15 protein-coding genes are annotated in these 18,755 nt (G+C 68.5%); 9 read left to right on the top strand and 6 right to left on the bottom strand.

Features of this window, described 5'->3' with window-relative positions:
- The first annotated feature begins 6 nt into the window (after nt 1-6).
- A complete protein-coding gene (locus WT26_RS09170) occupies nt 7-1,005 on the top strand; it encodes an LLM class flavin-dependent oxidoreductase (protein WP_059527511.1) in 999 nt (332 codons plus the stop codon).
- A 36-nt stretch (nt 1,006-1,041) separates the two neighbouring features.
- Here WT26_RS09170 and WT26_RS09165 read toward each other — a convergent pair whose 3' ends face one another.
- Nucleotides 1,042-2,103 (bottom strand): alpha/beta fold hydrolase, encoded by a 1,062-nt coding sequence (locus WT26_RS09165; protein WP_059527514.1) that lies wholly within the window; start codon nt 2,101-2,103, stop codon nt 1,042-1,044.
- 172 nt (nt 2,104-2,275) lie between these two features.
- On the opposite strand from WT26_RS09165, the gene pdxY reads away from it, so the two are divergent.
- The 3 genes from pdxY (at nt 2,276) to WT26_RS09150 (ending at nt 7,085) form a co-directional block, all read left to right on the top strand.
- Nucleotides 2,276-3,136 (top strand): pyridoxal kinase PdxY, encoded by an 861-nt coding sequence (gene pdxY / locus WT26_RS09160; protein ID WP_027787980.1) that lies wholly within the window; start codon nt 2,276-2,278, stop codon nt 3,134-3,136.
- A 321-nt stretch (nt 3,137-3,457) separates the two neighbouring features.
- Nucleotides 3,458-5,614 carry a phosphocholine-specific phospholipase C gene (locus WT26_RS09155; RefSeq protein WP_069272676.1) on the top strand — a complete coding sequence of 719 codons (2,157 nt, stop codon included), beginning with the start codon at nt 3,458-3,460 and terminating at the stop codon, nt 5,612-5,614.
- 322 nt (nt 5,615-5,936) lie between these two features.
- Nucleotides 5,937-7,085 carry a branched-chain amino acid ABC transporter substrate-binding protein gene (locus WT26_RS09150; RefSeq protein ID WP_069272675.1) on the top strand — a complete coding sequence of 383 codons (1,149 nt, stop codon included), beginning with the start codon at nt 5,937-5,939 and terminating at the stop codon, nt 7,083-7,085.
- 144 nt (nt 7,086-7,229) lie between these two features.
- On the opposite strand, the gene WT26_RS09145 is transcribed toward WT26_RS09150, so the two are convergent.
- Nucleotides 7,230-7,991 carry a FadR/GntR family transcriptional regulator gene (locus tag WT26_RS09145; protein WP_069272674.1) on the bottom strand — a complete coding sequence of 254 codons (762 nt, stop codon included), beginning with the start codon at nt 7,989-7,991 and terminating at the stop codon, nt 7,230-7,232.
- 306 nt (nt 7,992-8,297) lie between these two features.
- Between WT26_RS09145 and gudD the strand changes: the two genes are divergently transcribed.
- Nucleotides 8,298-9,650 (top strand): glucarate dehydratase, encoded by a 1,353-nt coding sequence (gudD, locus tag WT26_RS09140; RefSeq protein ID WP_069272673.1) that lies wholly within the window; start codon nt 8,298-8,300, stop codon nt 9,648-9,650.
- Between the two features lie 90 nt (nt 9,651-9,740).
- Here the strand turns inward: gudD and WT26_RS09135 are convergent, their stop codons facing one another.
- Together WT26_RS09135 and WT26_RS09130 are read right to left on the bottom strand one after the other, a co-directional pair.
- Nucleotides 9,741-10,556 (bottom strand): hypothetical protein, encoded by an 816-nt coding sequence (locus WT26_RS09135; RefSeq protein WP_069272672.1) that lies wholly within the window; start codon nt 10,554-10,556, stop codon nt 9,741-9,743.
- Between the two features lie 235 nt (nt 10,557-10,791).
- On the bottom strand, nt 10,792-11,856 hold the full coding sequence (locus WT26_RS09130) for a glycosyltransferase family 4 protein (RefSeq protein ID WP_027787985.1): 1,065 nt from the start codon (nt 11,854-11,856) through the stop codon (nt 10,792-10,794).
- 564 nt (nt 11,857-12,420) lie between these two features.
- Here WT26_RS09130 and WT26_RS09125 point away from each other — a divergent pair.
- Entirely contained in the window at nt 12,421-14,253 is a 1,833-nt protein-coding gene (locus tag WT26_RS09125; protein ID WP_069272671.1) for an ABC transporter ATP-binding protein, read from the top strand.
- Nucleotides 14,254-14,339: 86 nt separating this feature from the next.
- On the opposite strand, the gene otsA is transcribed toward WT26_RS09125, so the two are convergent.
- Both otsA and otsB read right to left on the bottom strand, forming a co-directional pair.
- Entirely contained in the window at nt 14,340-15,719 is a 1,380-nt protein-coding gene (gene otsA / locus WT26_RS09120) for an alpha,alpha-trehalose-phosphate synthase (UDP-forming) (RefSeq protein ID WP_069272670.1), read from the bottom strand.
- Nucleotides 15,716-16,468 carry a trehalose-phosphatase gene (gene otsB / locus WT26_RS09115; protein ID WP_059527532.1) on the bottom strand — a complete coding sequence of 251 codons (753 nt, stop codon included), beginning with the start codon at nt 16,466-16,468 and terminating at the stop codon, nt 15,716-15,718. The genes otsA and otsB overlap by 4 nt, the downstream gene beginning before the upstream one ends.
- Before the next feature lie 282 nt (nt 16,469-16,750).
- Here otsB and WT26_RS09110 point away from each other — a divergent pair, with 282 nt between their 5' ends.
- From WT26_RS09110 to WT26_RS09100, 3 genes are read left to right on the top strand one after another with little or no spacing between them, the layout of a single operon-like run.
- Nucleotides 16,751-17,386 carry an SCO family protein gene (locus WT26_RS09110; RefSeq protein WP_059667040.1) on the top strand — a complete coding sequence of 212 codons (636 nt, stop codon included), beginning with the start codon at nt 16,751-16,753 and terminating at the stop codon, nt 17,384-17,386.
- A gap of 14 nt (nt 17,387-17,400) precedes the next feature.
- A complete protein-coding gene (locus WT26_RS09105; protein WP_059527539.1) occupies nt 17,401-17,847 on the top strand; it encodes a copper chaperone PCu(A)C in 447 nt (148 codons plus the stop codon).
- Nucleotides 17,848-17,857: 10 nt separating this feature from the next.
- The gene (locus WT26_RS09100; protein WP_069272669.1) at nt 17,858-18,748 is read left to right on the top strand and encodes a cytochrome c oxidase assembly protein; all 891 of its coding nucleotides are present in this window, start codon (nt 17,858-17,860) and stop codon (nt 18,746-18,748) included.
- The last annotated feature ends 7 nt before the right edge of the window (nt 18,749-18,755 follow it).

The raw sequence follows: 18,755 nt of genomic DNA, 5'->3' as shown, positions 1-18,755 counted from the left end.
CAACCGATGACTCCGTTTTCCGTACTCGATCTCGCCCCCATTCCCGCCGGCGCCGACGCCTCCCAGGCTTTCCGCAACACCGTCGATCTCGCGCAGCACGCGGAACGCTGGGGTTACCGCCGCTACTGGCTCGCCGAGCATCACAACATGCCCGGCATCGCGAGCGCGGCAACGGCCGTCGTGATCGGCCATGTCGCGGGCGCCACGCAGACGATCCGCGTCGGGTCGGGCGGCATCATGCTGCCGAACCACGCGCCGCTCGTGATCGCCGAGCAGTTCGGCACGCTCGCGTCGCTGTATCCGGGGCGCATCGACCTCGGCCTCGGCCGCGCGCCCGGCACCGACCAGACCACGTCGCGCGCGCTGCGCCGCGACCTGATCGGCAGTGCCGACTCGTTTCCGGACGACGTCGCCGAGCTGCAGCGCTACTTCGCGGAGCCGGTGCCCGGCCAGCGCGTGCGCGCGGTGCCCGGCGCGGGGCTCGAGGTGCCCGTGTGGCTGCTCGGTTCGAGTTTGTTCAGCGCGCAGCTGGCCGCGATGCTCGGGCTGCCGTTCGCGTTCGCGTCGCACTTCGCGCCGGATTACCTGATGCGCGCGCTCGAGATCTATCGTGCGCAGTACCGGCCGTCGGCCGCGTGGCCGAAGCCGCATGCGATGGTCGGCGTCAACGTGTTCGTCGCCGATACCGATGACGAGGCGCGGCGCCTGTTCACGTCGCTGCAGCAGCAGTTCATCAATCTGCGGCGCGGCACGCCGGGCAAGCTGCCGCCGCCCGTCGACGCGCTCGAGGCCAACGAGCTCGAGCTCGCGACCGTGGCGCATTCGCTGTCGTTCGCGGCGGTCGGCTCGCGCGACACCGTGCGCGACAAGCTGCGCGACCGTATCGCGCAGACGGGGGCCGACGAGCTGATCGTCACCGCGCAGATCTACGATCATGCGGCACGGCTGCGCTCGTTCGAATTGACCGCGCAGATCCGCGACGAGCTCGCGAGCGAGGTGCGCTGACGGCACTTGCCCGGGCCGCCCGCGGCCTGCCCCGCATCACTGCGGGTGCACGGCCTCCAGCCCGTCGAGCAGCGCCTTGTGAAACGCGTCCGGGTCCTGAATCTGCGGCGCGTGCCCGAGCGCCGGGAATTCGACGAGCTGCGCGCCGGGGATCGCGGCCTGCGTCCGCTTCGCGAGTTCCGGGTAGCGGCCGAGCTTCGCATGCACGTCGGGCGGCGACACGTCCTTGCCGATCGCGGTCGTGTCCTTGTCGCCGATCAGCAGCAGCGTCGGCACGCGGATCGCGCCGAGTTCGTAGACCACCGGCTGCGTGAGGATCATGTCGTAGATCAGCGCGGAGTTCCACGCGACTGCGTCGCGACCGGCGCCACGGTACATCCCGGCCAGCATCTGCACCCAGCGCTCGTACGACGGCGACCACTTGCCCGCGTAGTACGTGCCCTGCTCGTAGCGGCGAATGCCGTCGGCCGTGGTCTTCTGCTCGCGCGCGTACCAGTAGTCGACCGGCAACGGCGGCACGCCGAGCGCCTTCCAGTCCTCGAGGCCGATCGGGTTCACGAGCACGAGCTGCTCGGTCGCCTTCGGATACATCAGCGCGTAGCGCATCGCGAGCATCCCGCCCGTCGAGTGGCCGACGATCGTCGCCGACTTGACCCCCACCGATTCGAGCAGCGCGTGCGTGTTGCGCGCGAGTTGCTGGAAGCTGTACTGGTAGCGATCGGGCTTCGACGACTTGCAGAAGCCGATCTGGTCCGGTGCGATCACGCGATAGCCGGCACGGCTCAGCACGCCGATCGTGTCCTCCCAGGTCGCCGCGCAGAAGTTCTTCCCGTGCAGCAGCACGACGGTGCGGCCGTTCGGGTGCGCCGGCGGCACGTCGAGATAGGCCATCTCGAGCGTTTCGCGTTGCGACACGAACGTATACACACGCACGGGTGCCGGATAGGTGAACCCTTCCAGGCGCGGGCCGTACACGGGCCCGTCGTTGCCGGCGGGCGATGCGGCGGCCGCCGCGGCAGGCATGGCGCACGCGGCGGCGACGCCGGCGCCGAGCACGACGGCGCGCACGGCGTACAACATCTTGCGAATCGAAAGCATGGCGATCACGGTGATTGGAAATGCACGCGGGCAGCCGTGCCGCCTCGCGCCCCGCGATTCTACGCGGTCGCGCTGACGACGGCGCGCAACACTCCGGGGCCGCGCGACTTCCGCGCGCGCGACGAACTCGGGTATCGTGTGACGTGACCCTGAAACGCGTGCAGGCGTTCCCATGAAAAACGTCCTCAGCATTCAGTCGCACGTCATCTACGGCCATGCCGGCAACAGTGCGGCCGTGTTCCCGATGCAGCGCCTGGGCGTCAACGTCTGGCCGCTCAATACCGTCCAGCTGTCGAATCACATGCAGTATGGCCATTGGGCCGGCAGCGCGATCGATGCCGCGAAGATGGAGCAGCTCGTCGACGGCATCGCCGCGATCGGCGCGCTCAAGCGCTGCGACGCCGTGCTGTCCGGCTTCCTCGGCTCGCCGCCGCAGGCGCGCGCGGCCGTCGAGATCGTCCGCTCGGTGAAGGCGATGAACCCGAACGCGTGGTATTTCTGCGATCCCGCGATGGGCCAGACCGGCGGCATCCGGCCCGAGCCCGGCGTCGAGGAATTCATGGTCCAGGAAATGCCGGCGCTCGCCGACGGCATGTCGCCGAACCACACCGAGCTGCAGAAGCTCGTCGGGCGGCGCATCGAAACCGTCGCCGAAGCCGTCGAAGCATGCCGCGCGCTGATCCGGCGCGGCCCGCAAATCATCCTCGTCAAGCACCTGCACGACCGCAACAGCCCGGCCGATCGCTTCAACATGCTCGCCGTCACCGAAACCGAAGCATGGATCGGCCAGCGCCCGCTGTACGCGTTTCCGCGCCATCCGGTCGGCGTCGGCGACCTGACCAGCGCGATCTTCGTCGCATGCCGGTTGCGCGGCGACTCCGTGCGCGCCGCGTTCGAGCACACGCTCGCCGCCGTGCATGCGGTCGTGAAGGCGACCTACGATGCACGCCGCTACGAACTCGAACTCGTCGCCGCACAGGACGAGATCGCGCGCCCGAGCGAATGGTTCGGCGCGTGGGTGACGGACGCCTGACGGCGCGCGCCGCGTGACGACGCCCGACGCGCATCGCCCGTCGCCGGTCCGCGCCGCGATTCGTGCCGCGGTCCGTCCCGCGGTTCGTCCCGCGGTTCGTCCCGATACACCGCCCGCGACGCCGCGCCCGTCGGCACGCCATCCCGCCCCGCCGCCCGGCCCGAGCGCGCAAACGTTTCCACCGCTTCACATGAATGACACCGATTTCTCGCTATGCTCGCGGCGGCACGACCCGGCACGCTCCCGCATTCGCGCGCCGGGGCAGCACGCTTGCATCACTCCCCGCCATCCGGCGCCCACCTTTACCGCACGATAACGACCATGACCCGATCGAACCGTCGTGACTTCCTGCGCGTCGCTGCCGGCACCGCCGGCGCCGCCGCGCTGAACCTGTTCCCGCCCGTGATCCGCGATGCGCTCGCGATTCCCGCGAACCGCCGCACCGGCACCATCCGCGATATCGAACACATCGTGATCCTGATGCAGGAGAACCGCTCGTTCGACCACTACTTCGGCACGATGCGCGGTGTCCGCGGCTTCGGTGACCCGCGCCCGCTGCGCCTCGCGAACGGCAAGTCGGTGTTCCACCAGCCGGTCGGCCCGGCCGAGCTGCTGCCGTTCCATCCGGGCGCGGACAAGCTCGGCCTGCAGTTCCTGCAGGACCTGCCGCACGGCTGGCAGGACATGCACGCGGCATGGAACAAGGGCCGCTACGACCAGTGGGTGCCGAACAAGGGCACCACGACGATGGCGTACCTGAAGCGCGACGACATCCCGTTCCACTACCAGCTCGCCGACGCGTTCACGATCTGCGACGCGTACCACTGCGCGATCCCGAGCTCGACCGACCCGAACCGCTACTACATGTGGACGGGCTACGTCGGCAACGACGGCACGGGCGGCGGCCCGGTGCTCGGCAACGAGGAAAAGGGCTACGGCTGGACGACCTATCCGGAAGTACTCGAACAGGCCGGCGTGTCGTGGAAGATCTACCAGGACATCGGCACGGGGCTCGACGCGAACGGCTCGTGGGGCTGGACGCAGAACCCGTACATCGGCAACTACGGCGACAACTCGCTGCTCTACTTCAACCAGTACCGCACCGCGCTGCCCGGCACGCCGCTGTACGACAAGGCGCGCACCGGCACCAACATCAGCGCCGGCGGCACGCTGTTCGACATCCTGCAGCAGGACGTGAAGAACGGCACGCTGCCGCAGGTGTCGTGGATCTGCGCGCCGGAAGCGTATTCCGAGCACCCGAACTGGCCCGCGAACTACGGTGCGTGGTACATCGAGCAGGTGCTGAAGGTGCTCGTGTCGAACCCGGACGTGTGGAGCAAGACCGCGCTCTTCATCACGTACGACGAAAACGACGGCTTCTTCGACCACGTGCAGCCGCCGTTCGCGCCGCAGTCGCGCGACAACGGCCTGTCGACGGTCGCGACGACCAATGAGATCTTCCCCGGCGACGCATCTCACATGGCCGGCCCGTACGGGCTCGGGCCGCGCGTGCCGATGCTCGTCGTGTCGCCGTGGACGAAAGGCGGCTGGGTCTGCTCGCAGACCTTCGATCACACGTCGCTGCTGCAATTCATCGAGGCGCGTTTCGGCGCGCAATATCCGGTCAAGGCGGGCAACGTGTCGCCGTGGCGTCGCACGGTGTGCGGCGACCTGACCGCCGCGTTCGATTTCGCGACGGCCGACGCCGGCTGGCCGACGCTGCCGGACACGAGCGGCTACGCGCCGCCCGACCGCCTGCGCCACCCCGACTACATCCCCGTGCCGCCGCTGCTGCAGAAGCTGCCGAAGCAGGAGCCCGGACTGCGGCCGGCGCGCGCGCTGCCTTACGAGCTGTTTGCATACGGCCGGATCGACAGCGCGAGCGGCCTGTTCCGGCTGACCTTCGCGAACACGGGCCGCGCAGGCGCCGCGTTCCAGGTGCAGTCACGCAACCGCCTCGACGGCCCGTGGGCGTACACGGTCGAAGCCGGCAAGCGGATCGCCGACACGTGGAGCGCCGCGGCGTCGCTCGGCCTGTACGACCTCGACGTGTACGGCCCGAACGGCTTCTACTGCCATTTCCGCACCCCCGCCGCACCGGCGGTCGGGCCGGCGAGCGTCAATCCGGAAGTGATCTACGGTTATGACGTCGCCAACGGCAACATCACGCTGCGCCTGATGAACCGCGGCCACAAGGCGGTGCGGCTCAAGGTCACGAACGCGTACGGCCACGCGCATCCGCGCGTGTTCGACCTGGCGCCCGGCGCGCGCGTCGACGACTACTGGGATCTGCGCGGCAGCCACGGCTGGTACGACCTGACCGTCAGCGACGGCCGGCTGCTCGGCTTCCTGCGCCGCTTCGCGGGCCACGTCGAGACGGGCCGCCCGAGCACCAGCGATCCGCTGATCCGCACCGAGCCGGCATCGGCGTCCGCCGACGACGACGCGGTCGAGGCCGCGGTCGGGGCTGCCGAGTAACGCCAGCGCCGACGCCGTCACCCTGCGCCGGCCGTTCGATGCGGCCGGCGCCCCCTTCCCGCCGCTGCGGGCGCGGCATCTGCTGCCGCGCCCGCCCCGCCGCCGCCCGGCGCGGGAATTCCCTCATCGCCGCTTTCCCTTGTCGCACCGACGCTGTGCGGAAATCCGCACGTTTCGTGCGTCGAATCGACAAGACTCGCCCAATTTGGCCCCCTATAACTCGTCGTCAGACGCTCGGGCCTGCCTTCGGCCGTGCCCGCAGAAGCGTCGCCCGCGCGCGCCGTTGCGCGCGTTCTCGTGTCTCGCCGTCCAAGGAATGACTATGAAATTCCGCCCATCGCTGCTGTCCCTCTCGCTCGCCACCGCGCTTGCCCTCCTCTCGCAACAGGCCGCGCAGGCGGCCGGCGACACCGACATCAAGGTCGGTTTCGCCGCGCCGCTCACGGGCGTGAACGCCGGCTACGGCAAGGACCTGCAGAACGGCGTGCAGCTCGCGCTCGACGATGCCGCCGCGCAGAAGGTGCAGATCGCCGGCAAGCCCGCGCACTTCAACCTCGTCGTGCAGGACGACCAGGCCGACCCGCGCATCGGCGTGCAGGCCGCGCAAGCGCTGGTCGACCAGAACGTGTCGGTCGTGGTCGGCCATTTCAACTCGGGGACGACGATTCCGGCCTCGGTCGTCTACGACAAGGCCGGCATCCCGGTGATCGATCCGGCCGCGACCAACCCGACGCTCACCTCCCGCGGGCTGGCGAACATGTTCATGGTGATCGCGACCGACGGCCAGAACGCCGGCAACGCGGGCAAGTACGCGGTCGACGTGACGAAGGCGAAGCGCATCGCGATCATCGACGACCGCACCGCATTCGGCCAGGGCGAAGCAGACGAGTTCGAGAAGGCCGTGAAGGCCGCCGGCGGGAACCTCATCGGCCGCGAATTCACCAGCAACCAGGCGGTCGACTTTCGCGCGCAGATCACGAGCCTGAAGGCCAAGAATCCCGACCTGATCTTCTTCGGCGGGCTCGATTCGCTCGCCGCGAACTTCATCAAGCAGATGCGCCAGCTCGGGCTGAACGCGCAGTTCGTCGGCGGCGGCGGCGTGAAGGACAACGAGTTCATCAAGATCGCGGGCCCGGCCGCCGAAGGCGCGATGGCATGGGAATACGGCCGGCCGCTCGACGAGCTGCCGCAAGGGAAGGATTTCGAACAGCGCTTCAGGAAGCGCTTCGGCGTCGACGTGCTGTCGTACGCGCAGTTCGGCTACGACGCCGCGTGGGCGGCGATCAAGGCGATGCAGGCGTCCGGCTCGACCGACCCGAAGGTCTATCGTCCGGCGCTGAAAAAGATCGACTTCGAAGGCGTCACCGGCCGCATCTCGTTCGCGAACGACGGCTCGCTGAAGAGCGGGATGTCGACGCTGTACCAGGTGAAGAGCGGCGCATGGAAGACGATCACGACGAAGGGCGGTTGAGTGCGGAACGCCCGCGCCGGCCTTGCGTCGGCGGCGCGGGCGTCGTCATCCGGTGTGATGCACGATGCAATCATACGATGACTGATATTTGGCAGAACCGCCGCCGCGCCGAGCCCTGACGGCGCGCGCCGGCGGACCGGCGGCCTACTCGGCGTGCGCGTCCCGCCCCGCTTCGGCCGCCTCGTGCGCGCGGCGCAGGCGCTCGCGGCTGTTGGTGAGGTGCGTGCGCATCGCGGCGCGTGCGGCCTCCGGATCGTGGCGCGCGATCGCCTCGTAGATGTCCTCGTGCTCGTGGTTCAGCCGGCCGACGTACCGCTCCAGATCGTCACCGGCAAAGCGGGCCGAATTCACGCGCGTGCGCGGAATGATCGACGTGCCGAGCTGCGTCATGATGTCGACGAAATAGCGGTTGCCGGTGGATTGCGCGATCTGCAGGTGGAACTGGAAGTCGAGCTGCGCCGTGTCGCGGCCGCCGCCCGCCCCCGTTGCGATCGCGTCGAGCGCGCGCCGCAGCGCGGCCAGGTCGGTATCGTTCGCGCGCTGCGCGGCCAGGCTCGCGCATTCGCTCTCGAGGCTGATGCGCAGCTCCAGCACCGCGAGCACGTCGCGCAGCGTCGTGATCGTCGCCGGGTCGATCCCGAGCGTCTGGCGGCGCGACGGCTCCAGCACGAAGCTGCCGATGCCGTGGCGCGTCTCGATGAGGCCGCTCGCCTGCATCCGCGAGATGGCCTCGCGCACGACCGTACGGCTCACGCCCTGCGCCGCCATGACTTCGGTTTCGGTCGGCAGCTTGTCGCCGGGGCGCAGCGTGCCGTTTTCGATCTGCGCAGTCAGCGCGTCGACGACATCTTGTGCGAGGCTGCGTGCGCGACGGCGCGGCGCTGCGGGAAGCGTAGGCACGGACATGAGGCCGGTTCCTTTTTGAATGATCGTAATGTGAGCCGAGGGTTTACGCGGGGTTTGAGCGAAAGCCGATGATTCATTATACTGCGTCACAAGTCATCCGACGACTGATGATCGGTCGATCTGCGTCCTGTCGACCCACGCTGGCATCGGACGATTCGCACCGCTATCGTGGATTCATCGCTCCAATGCCAATGCCGCGGTCGTTGCCGTTCCGCGCACGTCGGTTGTCGAATGATCGCACCTCCCGCCGCGCGCGGCAAAGCTTTTGCGGGGTGCGGCGCCCCCACCCATTTACCATCGCCGCCCATGAACGCCGTCACTGCCTCGCCCTCCCACGACACGCCGCGCATCGTCGACCTGCAAGCGATTCCGGTCGCCGGCCACGACAGCATGCTGCTCAACCTGAGCGGCGCACACGGCCCGTTCTTCACCCGCAACCTCGTGATCCTGAAGGACAGCGCGGGCCGGACCGGGGTCGGCGAAGTGCCAGGCGGCGAAAGCATCCGCCGCACGCTCGACGATGCGCGTGCGATCGTCGTCGGCCAGCCGGTCGGCAACTACCAGGCGGTGCTGAACGACGTGCGGCGCACCTTCGCCGACCGCGACGCGAGCGGCCGCGGGCTGCAGACCTTCGACCTGCGCACGACGATCCACGCGGTCACCGCGCTGGAGGCCGCGCTGCTCGACCTGCTCGGCCAGCATCTCGGCGTGCCGGTCGCCGCGTTGCTCGGCGAGGGCCAGCAACGCGAGCGCGTCGAAATGCTCGGCTACCTGTTCTACGTCGGCGATCGTACGAAGACCGCGCTGCCCTACCGCGACGGCAGCGGCGCGACCGACGACTGGACGCGCGTGCGCGACGAAGCCGCGCTGACACCCGAGGCCGTCGTGCGGCTCGCCGAAGCCGCGCATGCGCGCTACGGCTTCAACGACTTCAAGCTGAAGGGCGGCGTATTCGAGGGGGCGAGCGAGATCGAGGCCGTGACGGCGCTCGCCGAGCGCTTCCCCGACGCGCGCGTGACGCTCGACCCGAACGGCGCGTGGTCGCTCGACGAGGCCGTGCGGCTGTGCCGCGACCAGCATCACGTGCTCGCCTACGCGGAAGATCCGTGCGGCGCCGAGAACGGCTACTCGGGCCGCGAGGTGATGGCCGAATTCCGCCGCGCGACGGGGCTGCCGACGGCGACCAACATGATTGCGACCGACTGGCGGCAAATGGGGCACGCGGTGCAGTTGCAGGCCGTCGACATCCCGCTCGCCGATCCGCACTTCTGGACGATGCAGGGTTCGGTGCGCGTCGCGCAGATGTGCCGCGACTGGGGGCTCACGTGGGGCTCGCACTCGAACAACCACTTCGACGTGTCGCTCGCGATGTTCACGCACGTCGCGGCCGCCGCGCCGGGCCAGGTCACCGCGATCGACACGCACTGGATCTGGCAGGACGGCGAGCGACTGACGCGCGAGCCGCTGAAGATCGAGAACGGGCGGGTGGACGTGCCGAAGCGGCCGGGGCTCGGCATCGATATCGACATGGATGCGGTCGCGGTCGCGCACGAGTTGTACAAGCAGCACGGGCTCGGCGCCCGCGACGACGCGGCGGCGATGCAGTACCTGATTCCGGGGTGGGCCTTCAACAACAAGCGCCCCTGCCTCGTGCGCTGAGCGGCGGGCGGGCCTGCGGCGACGGCTCAAACGCGGGCGGGCATTGTCGCCCGCGCCGACGCAATGACGCGGCGCACCGCGCCGGACATATCAGACGATCTGCTTGAGCGCGGCGTCGAGCGCGAGCACCGCGACGCGGTCGCCTTCGGTCGCGAGCGGCGCGCGCATGACGATCTGCCGGTTATGGCCGACGGCCGCCGGCGAATCCCACAGCAGTTCGACCTTCGGTCGATTGAACAGGCTGCCGCGGGTCAGCGCGACGGGCGGCGGGCAATCCTGCGACGGGTCGCCCTGAACCTGGCGGCTCGTCGAGCCGGAGTGGCCGGGCCAGCGCACCGACAGTTCGCGCGCGTCGTACTGGCCGACCTTGCGGCTTTCCATCCAGACGATCGCGGTACGCGTCAGCACGTCGAGCGAAATCGCATAACGGCCGACCGCGAAGCGGCGGGCAGCCACGTTGGTCCGCCACAGCGGCCGCGGGCGGCAGATCCAGACGATCGCCGCATAAAGCGCCGGGGCGGCAACGAGCCAGCCGTTGGTCGCCGTCACCGCATGCAGCGCAAGGCGCCAGCCATCCACCCACACGAACATGCCGATCGACCAGACCGCGAACAGGAAACCGATCAGCGCGAAGACGCGCAGCGCCTGGCGCAGCCACTGCGGCAGCGGATGGAACGGCCGCTCGGCGCGCGCGACGGCACCCGGCAGCGCGAGCAGCAGGAAGATCAGCAGAAGGTAGACGAACGCCCAGGGCGACGACACCATCGCGGACAACGACGAGCGATAGCCCATCTGGGACATCGAGAACAGCCAGCGTGCGAGCAGCACGAGACCGATCGCACGCAACGCGAAGATCACACCGGCGCCGGGGGCCGGCGCTGCGCGCGTGGATTTCGTTCTCGCCAAGACTGCTCTCCTCTGGATATTCGGTGCGGGGCCGGATTTCACGGCACGGCCATTATAGGGACATTACCGTCTGGACAGACGGCCGGATGCCATGCCGGGCCGCTTCGGAGGCCGTTCGCGGCGTCGGGCGCGGCGAGAATACAACAGATCCGCGCCGCGGATGTGACAACGCCCCGCCGGAAACCCGGACGGGGCGTCGTTGACGAGCCGCGCGCCGCGAGGCGGCAGCCCGCGATCAGCCTGCGTTGACTTCGCGGAGCACCGTGCGACGCTTCTGGCGCAGCAGTTCCTCGTAGCCCTTCACGTAGTTCTGCGCCATCACCTTCGACGAGAAACGTGCTTCGAACGCGGCGCGAACCTTCTCGCGCGGCAGCGTATCGAGGCGCTTGAGCGCCGCGACGGCCGACAGTTCGTCTTCGACGACGAAGCCCGACACGCCGTTGTCGATCACTTCCGGCACCGAGCCGCGCTTGAACGCGATCACCGGCGTGCCGCAGGCCATCGCCTCGATCATCACCAGGCCGAAGGGCTCCGGCCAGTCGATCGGGAACAGCAGCGCGTGCGCGTTGCCGAGGAACTCCGTCTTCTCGGCTTCGCTGATTTCGCCGATGTACTCGACGTGCGGCAGCGCGAACAGCGGCTTGATCTTCTCTTCGTAGTACGCGCGGTCGGCCTTGTCGAGCTTCGCGGCGATCTTGATCGGCAGGCCGGCCTGCTCGGCGATGCGGATCGCCGTGTCGACGCGCTTCTCCGGGGAGATGCGGCCGAGGAACGCGAGGTAGCTCGGCTTCACGTTCGGGATCGGCGTCAGCAGGTTTTCCGGCAGGCCGTGGTACACGGTCGACAGCCAGTTCGCCTGCGGCAGCGGAATGCGCTGGTTGTCGGAGATCGACACCACCGGCACGTCGCTGAACGCGTTGAAGATCGGCTGCAGTTCCGGCAGGTCGAGACGGCCGTGCATCGTCGTCAGATGCGGGACCGGCTGGCGCGAGAACAGCGAGAACGGGTAGTAGTCGATGTGGCAGTGCAGGACGTCGAACTCTTCCGCGCGGCGGCGCACCTGCTCGAGGAGCAGCATGTGCGGGGCCATCACGTCGCGGATCGTCGGGTCGAGGCGCAGGGCCTGCGGCCAGCAGGCTTCGAGCTTCGCGGAGGTTTGCGAATCGCCGCTCGCGAAGAGCGTGACGTCATGCCCCATCTCGACAAGTGCTTCGGTGAGGTAGGACACCACTCGCTCGGTACCACCGTACAGTTTCGGGGGCACCGCTTCGTGCAACGGAGCGATTTGGGCGATTCGCATGCGTAACTCCTAAAAAATCGGCTAAAAACCAGGTATGGGTCGGCAACCTGCCGGCGGTCCGGGCTGGATGCATTTCGTCCGAAAAATCGGACGAATCAGCCTGCCGGGGGCGTCGAACCCGCGCTGCTCAAGGAGCGTCGGCGACGCGACAGGCATAGAACGTTTGAAACGAAGACCCGTTGACAGGGGTTCGTAAAAAACCTGGAATCGAACCCGGAGCCGATTATCTAGGGTTAATCCCGATACGGCGCACAACATTTCAAACACTTTACTTTGTTACAAAGGTGCAACACTTTGCAACCCGCGGACTCGGGTGTCCGTTCTAGAGTGGAAGGCCCTTTTGGCATTCCTTGCCCCCGTGACCGCCGGCAGCGTGATTCCGGCACATGAGACAGGACGGGATGCCGGATTTTATCTCAAAATCGATCGCGCGCCCCTGGCCGAGGCAAGATTCGCGCAGCGCAGCGCACGGCCTTGTTTACAATGCCGGATTATTCAGTCCGGGCGAACGCCGGCAAGCGATCCCGCCGCAACGCTCAATCACCGAATCACCGCACGCATATTTTGGAATCTCTCACCCCTGCCCAGCGCAACGCCCACAACGCGAAGCTGTCGAGCTACGCGCACCGGCCGATCGCGTTCCTGTTCCGCTACATCCGCCTGCACCCCGTCGCCCATCTGATCGTGCTCTGCAGCGTGCTGGCCGCCGTCGGCTGCGCGCTCGGCTCGCAATACGCGATCAAGCACCTGATCGACGTGCTGGCGACCGGGCGTCATCACCCCGGCCCGCTGTGGAGCGCATTCGCGCTGCTCGTCGGGCTGATCGCGGCCGACAACCTGCTGTGGCGCGTCGGCGGCTGGGTCGCCGCGCATACGTTCGTCGCGGTCACCGGCGACCTGCGGCGCGACCTGTTCCAGTACCTGATCGGCCATTCGCCGACCTACTACTCCGAAAAGCAGCCCGGCACGCTCGCGAGCCGCATCACGGCCACGTCGAACGCCGTCTACACGTCGGAGAACACGATGGCGTGGAACGTGCTGCCGCCGTGCATCGCGGTGATGGGCGCGATCCTGATGATCATCGTCGTCAATCCGATGATGGCCGCCGGCCTGCTCGGCTGTTCGGCCGTGCTGTCCGTGATCCTGTTCAAGCTCGCCGGGCGCGGCTCGGCCCGCCACCATGCGTTCGCGGCGAAGGCCGCCGCGGTCGACGGCGAACTCGTCGACGTGATCGGCAACATGGGCCTCGTGCGTGCGTTCGGGATGACGCTGCGCGAACAGAAGCGCTTCGGCGCAACGGTCAAGGCCGAGATGGATGCGCGCCAGCAGAGCCTGCTCTATCTCGAAAAGCTGCGCCTGCTGCACGCGGTGATCACCGCGATGCTGTCCGCCGGCCTGCTCGGCTGGGCGCTGTGGCTGTGGGACCAGGGCCGCGCGACATCGGGCGACATCGTGCTCGTCAGCTCGCTCGGCTTCACGATCCTGCACGGCACGCGCGACCTCGCGGTCGCGCTCGTCGACGTCACGCAGCACATCGCGCGCCTGTCCGAAGCCGTCAAGACCTTGCTCGAGCCGCACGGGATGCCCGATCGCTCGGACGCGCAGCCGCTGTCGGCCAAGGGCGGCCGCGTCGACTTCGAGCGCGTGACGTTCGCGTATCCGCACCGCCGCGCGATCCTCGACCACTTCGACCTCCATATCGAGCCGGGCCAGCGCGTCGGCCTGATCGGCAAGTCGGGCGCCGGCAAGTCGACCGTGCTCGCGCTGCTGCAGCGCTTCTACGACACGCAGGACGGCGTCGTGCAGGTGGACGGCCAGGACGTGAAGACGATCACGCAGGACAGCCTGCGCCACGCGATCGCGCTCGTGCCGCAGGACATCTCGCTGCTGCACCGGACGATCTACGACAACATCGCATACGGCCGCCCCGAAGCGACCCGCGACGAAGTGCTCGCGGCCGCGCGCGACGCGCGCTGCGCGGAGTTCATCGAAGCGATGCCGGAAGGCTATGACACGATCGTCGGCGACCGCGGCGTCAAGCTGTCGGGCGGCCAGCGCCAGCGCATCGCGATCGCGCGCGCGATCCTGAAGAACGCGCCGATCCTGCTGCTCGACGAAGCGACGTCCGCGCTCGACAGCGCATCCGAGGAAGCGATCCAGAGCGCGCTCGACCGCCTGATGGTCGGTCGCACGGTGATCGCGATCGCGCACCGCCTGTCGACGCTGCGCAACTTCGACCGGATCATCGTGATGAACAACGGCAAGGTCATCGACGACGGCCCGCCCGACGTGCTGCGCAACCGCCCCGGCCTGTACCGCGACCTGCTCGCGAAGCAGCACGGCCGCCATCACGCGGCGCCCGACGGCAGCACGCCGACCGGCGAACGCGTGGCCTGACGCGCGGCGCGCCCGCCCGAAAACAAAGCCGCAGTGCATCACGCACTGCGGCTTTGTTCATTCCCGACGCCGCACCGGGCGGCGGCTCAGGCGCGCTGCAGATCGCGCAGGAAGTTGTCGCGCCACACCGACACGTTGTTCTCGCGAAGCTGCGCGATCATGTCCGTATAACGCGCGCGCCGCTCGGCGAGCGGCATCGTCAGCGCCTGCGACAACGCATCGGCCATCCCGTCGATATCGATCGGATTGACGATCAGCGCTCCCGTCAGCTCGCGCGCGGCGCCCGCGAAGCGCGACAGCACGAGCACGCCCGGATCGTCCGGATCCTGCGCGGATACGTACTCCTTCGCGACGAGGTTCATCCCGTCGCGCAACGGTGTCACGTAGCCGACCCGCGCGAGCCGGTACAGCGCCGCAAGCAGCTGGCGGTCGTACTGGCGATGGATATAGAGGATCGGTGCCCAGTCGAGCTCGGCGAAGCGTCCGTTGATGCGCCCCGACTCTCCTTCGAGCTGCAGGCGGATGTCCTGGTACGCGCGCAGCTCCGCGCGGGTCGACGGCGCGATCTGCAGGAACGACACGCGGTTGCGATGCGACGGCTCGTGCTCGAGCAGCTTCTCGAACGCGCGGAAGCGCTCGACGAGCCCCTTCGAGTAATCGAGCCGGTCGACGCTCATGATCAGCTTGCGGCCGCGCAGCGACGTCGCGAGCGTGCGCACCGCCTTGCCGTGCTCGCCGGCCTGCGCGAGCGACGCGATCTCGTCCGGATGCACGCCGATCGGGTACGCGGCCGCGCGCAGCGTCCGGCCGAATGCGCGCACCGTCGCCGCGCGCCCATCGCGCTCGATCACGCCGTCCGCTTCGGATTCGACGTAGTCGCAGAACGCGCGCAGGTCGGGTTCGGTCTGGAAGCCGAGCAGGTCGAACGCGCACAGCGACTCGACGAGATCGCGATGCGGCGGCACGTTGACGAGCACCTGCGCGGCGGGAAACGGGATGTGCAGGAAGAAGCCGATGCGGTTCTTCACGCCGGCCGCGCGCAGTGCGCGCGCGAACGGGATCAGGTGATAGTCGTGCACCCAGATCACGTCGTCGTCCTGCAGCAGCGGCACGAGCTGCCGGGCGAGCCACACGTTCACGCGGCTGTAGCCTTCGAACTCGTGGCGGTCGTACTGGATCAGGTCGGTGCGGTAGTGAAACGCGGGCCACAGCGTCGCGTTCGAGAAGCCGCGGTAATACTGGTCGTAGTCGCGCCGCGACAGGCCGATCGTCGCGAACGTGACCGGCCCGTGCTCCTCGACGCGAATCTGCGGCGCGCCGGACGCGACGACCTCGCCGCTCCAGCCGAACCACATGCCGCCCGTCTCCTTCAGCGCATCGTAGACCCCGATCGCGAGGCCGCCTGCCGCCGGTTCGCCTTCCGAAATCGGTGCGACGCGGTTTGAAACGATGATGAGGCGACTCATGCGTGCGGCTGCCCCGCACCGAGCCAGTGCGCGATCTGCTCATGCAGCGCGTCGACCGAATCGAGCCGCATGCGGGCGGACGTCTCGCCCGCGCCGACCTTGATCGACAGGCCGCCGCGCGCGTTGACCACCGCGAAGCCCTTCTCGTCGGTCAGGTCGTCGCCCGCGAACAGCGGCACGCGGCCCGCGAACGGCGGCTCGTCGAGGAACGCGGCCAGCGCGCGCCCCTTGTCGACACCCTTCGGCTTGATCTCGAACACCATCTTGCCGGGCTGCAGCACATACGCATCGGCATAGTCGGCGACGAGGCGCTCGGTGGCCGCGCGCGCAGCCGCCTCGCGCTCGGGCGCGTTGCGGTAGTGCAGCGCGACGGCCGCGCCCTTGATTTCGAGCAGCATGCCCGGATGACGGTCGACGACGGCCGCCAGTTCGCGCTCGATGCGCAGCAGGCGTTCGTCGTTGAAGCCGATGCGCTGCGTGTCGCCGTTCGCATCGCGGCGCTCCGCGCCGTGCAGGCCGGCGATCGGCAGGCCGGGCATCTTGAGGAACGTGTCGAGGTTGTCGATACCGCGCCCGGACACGATCGCGACCGCACCGTGCGAGCGGCGCTGCAGCTCGTCGAGCAGCGTCAGCAACGACGGCGGAACGTGAATGCTGTCGGGCGTCGGCGCCAGTTCGACGAGCGTGCCGTCGAAGTCGAAGAAGAACGCGGTATCGGTCAGGGACAGGGAAGCCGGAACGGATTGCATCGATTCGATAGTCTGAGGGTCGGCCGGCAAACGCCGCACCGCCGCTGCGCGAATGGAATTGTGCGCATCTTACCGCGCCTGCGCACCGAGATGGGCGAAACCGGCGCATCGCCGGCCTCGCGCCGCCGCTTGCGTCAACTGCGACATATTGCCCCGCTCGTCCGCCCCGTGCGGGTTTCGAAAGGACGCGGGCGCGCGAATTGCGCTACAGTCGCAACCGCCTGCCGCGCGACGCATGGCATCGCGCCGGCCGGTCACCTTTCCGTCCGATCGAGCCCCAGGATGTCGTCTGCCCGCCCAGCGCCGCACCGGCGCTTCTCCCGCATCATCCGCACGGCCGCGGCCCTCGCCGCCGCCGTGGCGCTCGCCGCGTGCACGCACGACGAGCCGCGCTGGAACCTGACCAACGTCACCGGCCACCTGCCCGACCTGTCGTTCACGCTGACGGGCGGCGACGGCCGCCCCGTCGGCGCCGATGCGTTCCGCGGCCAGGTCGCGCTCGTCTACTTCGGCTACACGCACTGCCCCGACGTCTGCCCCGAAACGATGGCACGGCTGATGGAAGTGCTGGCGAAGCTCGGCCCGCAGGCCAACGACGTGCGCATCCTGTTCGTCTCGGTCGACCCTGCGCGCGACACACCGCAGGCGATGCAATCGTATGTCGCCGCGTTCGACGCCGCGCATGCGCGCGGCCTGACCGGCACCGACCGCCAGATAGAATCGCTCGCGAAGCGCTATCGCGTCGCGTACCAGATGGAACAGCGCGATCCGTCCGGCGGCTACGAAGTCACGCACAGCTCGGCCGTCTACATCTTCGACGCAACCGGCCGCGCACGCCTGCTTGCGACCGACCGCGACTCGCCCGACGCCATCGCCGCCGATGTGCGCCGGATCATCGACACCGCCTCCACCACCTGAATTCATCTCACGACATGAAGACGAACACGACACTCAAGACGCTCGCCCTCCTCGCCGCGCTGTGCGCCGGCGCCCACGCCTATGCCGCCGGTGCGATCACCGCGCAGAACGCATGGGTGCGCTGGCTGCCGAACAAGCTGCCTGCAGGCGGCTACGTCACGATCGTGAACACGGGCGACAAGCCGGTCGATCTCGTCGACGTCGACAGCCCCGACTACGGAATGGCGATGCTGCACCAGACCGTCTCGAACGGCTCGACGCAGAAGATGGAAATGGTCGACAAGCTGACGATCCCCGCGCGCGGCAAGGTCGACATCGCGCCGGGCGGCTACCACTTCATGCTCGAGGAGCCGAAGCACGCGATCAAGCCGGGCGACACCGTGCACCTGCGCCTGAAATTCTCCGACGGCGAAACGGTCGATGCGCCGTTCGCCGTGAAATCGCCGGCCCAGGCAAAGTGATGCGCGCGCGATGAACCTCCTGTACTGGCTCGACCCGTGGGAACCGTCGCCGACCGTGGTGATCGCGGTGCTCGCCGCTGCCGTGCTGTTCGCGCGCGGCGTGAAGAAGGCGAAGGTGTCGCCGCTGCGGCAGTTCTCGTTCTGGTTCGGGCTGACGGCGCTCTACATCGCACTGCATACGCGGCTCGACTATTTCTTCGAGCACGAGTTCTTCCTGCACCGCGCGCAGCACCTCGTGCTGCACCACCTCGGGCCGTTCTTCATCGCGCTGTCGTATCCGGGCGCGGCGATTCGCGCGGGCATCCCGTTTCGCTGGCGGCAGCGCTTCGTGCGCCCCGCACTCGCGTGGGCACCCGTGCGCGCGACGCTCGACGTGGTGTTCCATCCCGTCGTCGCGGTCGTGCTGTTCGTCGGGCTGATCTATTTCTGGCTGCTGTCGCCGATCCACTTCATCGCGATGCTCGACTGGCGTCTCTATCGCGTGATGAACTGGAGCATGGTGGTCGACGGGCTGCTGTTCTGGTGGCTCGTCGTCGATCCGCGCCCCGCGCCGCCCGCGCGACTGTCGCCGGGCCGCCGGATCCTCATCGTCGTCGCGGCGATCCCGCCGCAGATCGCACTCGGCGCGCTGATCTTCTTCACGCCGCACGAGCTGTATCCGATCTATTCGATCTGCGGCCGCGCGTTCACGTGGCTGAGCCCGCTGCGCGACCAGCAGATCGGCGGCCTGCTGCTGTGGATTCCCGGCTCGATGATGAGCGTGATCGGCGCGCTGATCGCGCTGCGGCACTGGCTGCGGCTGTCCGCCCGCGGCCGCCTGCGGGACGAACGCGCGGCGAAGCGTGAAGCCGGGCGCGAGGCCGGCCAGGCGGTCGCGCGCACCGTGCACGGCGCGCGCTGACGCGGCG

Source organism: Burkholderia cepacia (assembly GCF_001718835.1).
Lineage (GTDB): Bacteria > Pseudomonadota > Gammaproteobacteria > Burkholderiales > Burkholderiaceae > Burkholderia > Burkholderia cepacia_F.
This window is presented reverse-complemented; position numbering and strand designations above follow the sequence as displayed.

What these genes read in the sequence shown, in the direction of transcription:
- WT26_RS09145 (WP_069272674.1), bottom strand. Translation starts at nt 7,991, where the DNA reads ATGTCCGTGCCTACGCTTCCCGCAGCGCCGCGCCGTCGCGCACGCAGC.
- WT26_RS09155 (WP_069272676.1), top strand. Translation starts at nt 3,458, where the DNA reads ATGACCCGATCGAACCGTCGTGACTTCCTGCGCGTCGCTGCCGGCACC.
- WT26_RS09130 (WP_027787985.1), bottom strand. Translation starts at nt 11,856, where the DNA reads ATGCGAATCGCCCAAATCGCTCCGTTGCACGAAGCGGTGCCCCCGAAA.
- WT26_RS09150 (WP_069272675.1), top strand. Translation starts at nt 5,937, where the DNA reads ATGAAATTCCGCCCATCGCTGCTGTCCCTCTCGCTCGCCACCGCGCTT.
- pdxY (WP_027787980.1), top strand. Translation starts at nt 2,276, where the DNA reads ATGAAAAACGTCCTCAGCATTCAGTCGCACGTCATCTACGGCCATGCC.
- gudD (WP_069272673.1), top strand. Translation starts at nt 8,298, where the DNA reads ATGAACGCCGTCACTGCCTCGCCCTCCCACGACACGCCGCGCATCGTC.
- otsB (WP_059527532.1), bottom strand. Translation starts at nt 16,468, where the DNA reads ATGCAATCCGTTCCGGCTTCCCTGTCCCTGACCGATACCGCGTTCTTC.
- WT26_RS09170 (WP_059527511.1), top strand. Translation starts at nt 7, where the DNA reads ATGACTCCGTTTTCCGTACTCGATCTCGCCCCCATTCCCGCCGGCGCC.
- otsA (WP_069272670.1), bottom strand. Translation starts at nt 15,719, where the DNA reads ATGAGTCGCCTCATCATCGTTTCAAACCGCGTCGCACCGATTTCGGAA.
- WT26_RS09110 (WP_059667040.1), top strand. Translation starts at nt 16,751, where the DNA reads ATGTCGTCTGCCCGCCCAGCGCCGCACCGGCGCTTCTCCCGCATCATC.
- WT26_RS09165 (WP_059527514.1), bottom strand. Translation starts at nt 2,103, where the DNA reads ATGCTTTCGATTCGCAAGATGTTGTACGCCGTGCGCGCCGTCGTGCTC.
- WT26_RS09100 (WP_069272669.1), top strand. Translation starts at nt 17,858, where the DNA reads ATGAACCTCCTGTACTGGCTCGACCCGTGGGAACCGTCGCCGACCGTG.
- WT26_RS09105 (WP_059527539.1), top strand. Translation starts at nt 17,401, where the DNA reads ATGAAGACGAACACGACACTCAAGACGCTCGCCCTCCTCGCCGCGCTG.